The sequence below is a fragment of the Pararhodobacter sp. genome, from assembly GCF_036802785.1.
GTDB lineage: Bacteria > Pseudomonadota > Alphaproteobacteria > Rhodobacterales > Rhodobacteraceae > Pararhodobacter.
Genome location: NZ_DAIRVN010000134.1, coordinates 1 through 3,888, shown reverse-complemented (window position 1 = coordinate 3,888; position 3,888 = coordinate 1). Strand labels below are relative to the sequence as shown.

The 3,888-nt window shown below is 62.5% G+C and carries 4 protein-coding genes and 1 pseudogene; all 5 read right to left on the bottom strand.

The window, feature by feature from the left end:
- Positions 1 to 90 precede the first annotated feature (90 nt).
- Positions 91 to 600, bottom strand: coding sequence for a tyrosine-type recombinase/integrase (locus V7Q53_RS23145; RefSeq protein WP_333831378.1), 510 nt, complete (start codon positions 598 to 600; stop codon positions 91 to 93).
- Between the two features lie 628 nt (positions 601 to 1,228).
- Positions 1,229 to 1,794, bottom strand: a pseudogene (locus V7Q53_RS23140) (IS5 family transposase); the annotation flags it as partial.
- An 18-nt stretch (positions 1,795 to 1,812) separates the two neighbouring features.
- Positions 1,813 to 3,090, bottom strand: a complete 1,278-nt coding sequence (locus tag V7Q53_RS23135; RefSeq protein ID WP_333831376.1) for a phospholipase D-like domain-containing protein — start codon at positions 3,088 to 3,090, stop codon at positions 1,813 to 1,815.
- A gap of 307 nt (positions 3,091 to 3,397) precedes the next feature.
- Positions 3,398 to 3,721: a hypothetical protein gene (locus V7Q53_RS23130; RefSeq protein WP_333831374.1), complete on the bottom strand. Its 324-nt coding sequence runs from the start codon at positions 3,719 to 3,721 to the stop codon at positions 3,398 to 3,400.
- The coding region (locus V7Q53_RS23125; RefSeq protein WP_333831373.1) for a hypothetical protein at positions 3,681 to 3,888 on the bottom strand (208 nt) is incomplete at its 5' end. The genes V7Q53_RS23130 and V7Q53_RS23125, both read right to left, overlap by 41 nt.

Below are 3,888 nucleotides of genomic sequence, written 5' to 3'. Positions count from 1 at the left end.
TCTATCCAGAGCTTGACCCTGTGGCACGGGCCGCCCGATTACCCATGCTCCGTCCCGACCGGCGCGGAACGCGCCGGTCGGGACGGCTTGCTACAGGTCTATTCCCTCGGAGAGCGTCAAGGCGTCCTCAATGTCGACGCCGAGATAACGCACCGGTCTGTCCATCTTTGTGTGGCCGAGCAGCAGTTGGACCGCCCGCAGGTTTCCGGTCTTCTTGTAGATCTGCGCCACCTTGGTCCGCCGCATCGAATGCGTGCCGTAGGCGCTCGGCTCGAGGCCGACCCACATGACCCACCCCCGGACGATCCGGGCATACTGTCGCGTCGACAGGTGTGGGCTGCCGTGGATACGGCTGGGCCACAGGAACTCCAGCCCGAACATTTCGGGATCGTGAATCCAGCGCTCGAGGGACAGCCGCGTCGTCTCGGTGATCTCGAACCGGACCGGCTTCGCCGTCTTGCTCTGGATCATCGAGGTTCGTTCTTTGACCCGCCCGGCGGCGAAGACATCCCGCACCCTGAGGCCGACGAGATCGCAACCGTGCAACTTGCTGTCCACGGCCATGTTGAACAGCGCCAGGTCGCGCGCATTGCCCGCCATCTCGAGGCGGACGCGAATTGACCAGACATGCCGGGGTAGAAGCGGGCGTTTCTGGCCGATGATACGGCCCTTGTTCCAAGGCGCGCGGACAGGACGGAGGACGGGAAGAAAAAATAGACGGACATGGGGCTACCTCCTGTCCACCGGGCCCACCCTTCTTCGGTCATGCCGACCACTACAGTATACCACGTTTCGGGCCGGGAGTGGGGGCGTCGGGCGGAAAGCCGCCCGCGATGCCACGGCATTGCACCCGCAGAAAACGGCAGAGCGACCGTTCAGTGTCTTCGCCCACGTGGCCGCGTCGCGCAAGAAGCGGACGGCTGACGTAGCGCGCTTGTGCAGAACGTCGGTGCAGAAAAAGTCGATGGCAGTTATCCAATTGATCCGAAATAACAGCGCTGAAGGCTGATGGGAACCTCACCGTTCCGCCCTCATAAGAAGCCGCGATCCTCCTTCGGCAAGCAGTTTTCGAGACGTCTACGTCAGTTAATGGGTTAATTATTGAGAAGGGTTCCCTCAGGGATCTTTAGGAGCCTCGTGAAGTAGGCTTCGTTGAATGGAGTCCACAAGCCGACTACCCGCTCCAATGATTTTCGAAAGCACCTTCGGGTCAGGACTCGTTCTCGGATCATAGCCAGAACATGACGGTTGCGGCGAGTGCGACGGCGGAGAGGAAGACTTTTGGGCATCTATCGTAGCGGGTCGCGACCCTGCGCCAGTCCTTCAGACGTCCGAACATGATCTCGATCCGGTTGCGGCGTTTGTAGCGGCGCTTGTCGTGCTTGATGGGCTTGCCGCGCGACTTCCGGCCCGGAATGCAGGGCTTTATCCCCTTGTCTTTCAATGCTTCTCTGAACCAGTCGGCGTCATATCCCCGGTCAGCGAGCAGCCAATCTGCCTTTGGCAAGCTGCTCAGCAGCGCCGCCGCTCTGGTGGAATCACTGACTTGGCCTGCCGTCATGAAGAACCGGATCGGGCGACCATCGGCGTCGGTGACGGCGTGCAACTTGGTGTTCATGCCTCCCTTCGTCCGACCGATCAGACGGCCCCTTTGGTCGCAACGTCCCCCTTTTTCGACCGCAGGCTGGTCGCCGTGCAGTGCGCCTTGAGGTAGGTCGCGTCGATCATCACCGTCTTCGGGGTGGCAGCCTCCGCGGCCAGCCCGTCCATCATCTGAGCGAAGACACCCTTGTCCCTTGCCGGCTGTGTCGCTCAGAACTGGGTGCGCAGCAGGCTCCATGCCCAGTCTCGCAGCCGGTCCTGCCAGGGCCGCGACTGCCATTCCGCCAATGTGACGGGACGGGCCTGCACCAGGTCGGCGTCGAACAAGGCGATCTGTTCGCGCGCAAAACCGTCATCGAAGACATTCAGATTGGCCTCATCATTGAGCCGGAACGATCGTTCATCGAAATTGGTGGACCCGACCGAGGCAAAGACGTCATCCACCACCAGCAGCTTGGCGTGAACGAAAGTCGGCTGGTACTCGTGGATGCGCACCCCCGCTTGCAGCAGTGGCCCCCAAAGCGCGCGAGAGGCAAGGCGGACCGGCGGTTTGTTGATCTGTGGCCCCGGCACCAGAATGTCGATCTCGACCCCGCGCTCCCGCGCGGCCAGAAGCTGGGCGATGGCGACATCGTCAGGGACGAAATAGGGTGTGGCGATGCGGATGCGCCCTTCCGCCGCAGACAGCGCGGTCATCAACATCAGATGGATGTAATTGCGGCTGCCGGTGCTGCTGACGACCAGTTGCGCGACCGCATCGCCTTCAGCTTCAAGCAGGGGAAAGAAATCCGGTCCCTGAAGGATTTCGCCGGTGTCCTCGACCCAGTTCGAGACGAAGGCGCCCTGCAGCATCGCCACCACCGGACCAGTGATCCGGTAATGGTTCTCGCGCCATTCGCCGGGGTGGCGGGCGTCGCCCTGCCAGTCATCGCTGATGCCCACGCCCCCGGTGAAGCCAATCCGCCCGTCGACGATCAGCAATTTCCGGTGCGTGCGGTTGTTGAGGCGGTCCAGCGTGTACCAGTGCAACGGCCGGAACCGGACGACATGAACGCCGGCAGCCTCCATCCGCTCTATCAGGGCGGCGTCGACGGGCACGGAGCCGACCCAGTCCATCATCACCCGGACCGGAATTCCGGCCCGGGCCCGCTCTATCAGGGCGGCGGCAAACTGGTCGGCAATGCTGCCGGACCAGTAGACATAGGTTTCGAAATTGATGCTTACCTGCGCGCCGCGAATGGCATCCAGCATTGCGGGAAAGATCCGGTCGCCGTTGGTCAGCGTCTCGATCCGGTTCCCGGCCAGCAGGTTCGACCCGTAGAGCCCGGCCAGACTGCGCTGGAAATCCGGCGCCGAGGTGGCCAGCACATTGGCCACTGGCCCCCGCAATTCGCGACGGTCCGGCATCAGGTTCAGCGCGACAAGCCCCAGCACGGCCACCAATACAACGACAGCAAGGGCCTGTCCGACGTGGCGGGCTGGGGGCATGGAGGTCTCCGAATTCAGGCGGGGTCTGTCCCCGGGGTGGCGGTGATGCCAGTGTGCCACGCACCCTCTACCACCTGCGTCGCGGGCGCAACCACGCCGGAAGCGACGGCGAGGCCGGAGCGGCGAAGAAGGCCGACAAACCGGGATCGACGTTGAGCTGGGCGACGCCCCGGTGAGCGTCCGATAAGGGTTCGACGCGGCGTTCTATGCGATCCACCCGAACGCCGGTTTGGGCCGTAAAGTGGCAGCGCAACACCTTCAGGAGATAGTCCGACGTGGGAGTTAGCACCGCTTGGCCCCCGTCACCTCAAAGCTGCTGTACTATTGCCCGCCTTACCTCCTCCCGCGTCAGATTGTGGAAAAGGCGGGCAAGCTTGAGGAGGTTTTGGTCATCATTTTCGGAGGAGTAGGGTGAGACCAGCTCCCCATGCATCACCCTGTTCCTGATCTTGTTCCAGGTTTCGACATCCTCTTTCAGAATGATCCCGTCATCCGCAAGGCGGCGCATCGCATTCGCGGTCGACAGGCTGGAGAGCGATTCCAGCGACGTCTTCAGGCGCTTGATGATGCGGTCGGGCGCGCGCGAGACATCAAGGTAAGCTTTCAACTCGTCGACCGCCTGCAATTCCACCGGGGTCACCCCTGATGCGGTCGATGCCTATGAGCGCAAGCTGGTGAAGCAGATCGAGGTCGCGTCGCTGGAAGTCGAAGGCGGCCACAACAAGGCCTATGTGCGGTTCATCGTAAGCGGTCGCTGGCCCCCACTGTCGGCTTAGCTTGACGGCTTGAAGTTCCACG

Coding starts and splice junctions, on each gene's coding strand:
- V7Q53_RS23145 (WP_333831378.1), bottom strand. CDS start 600: ATGGCGGGCAATGCGCGCGACCTGGCGCTGTTCAACATGGCCGTGGAC.
- V7Q53_RS23135 (WP_333831376.1), bottom strand. CDS start 3,090: ATGCCCCCAGCCCGCCACGTCGGACAGGCCCTTGCTGTCGTTGTATTG.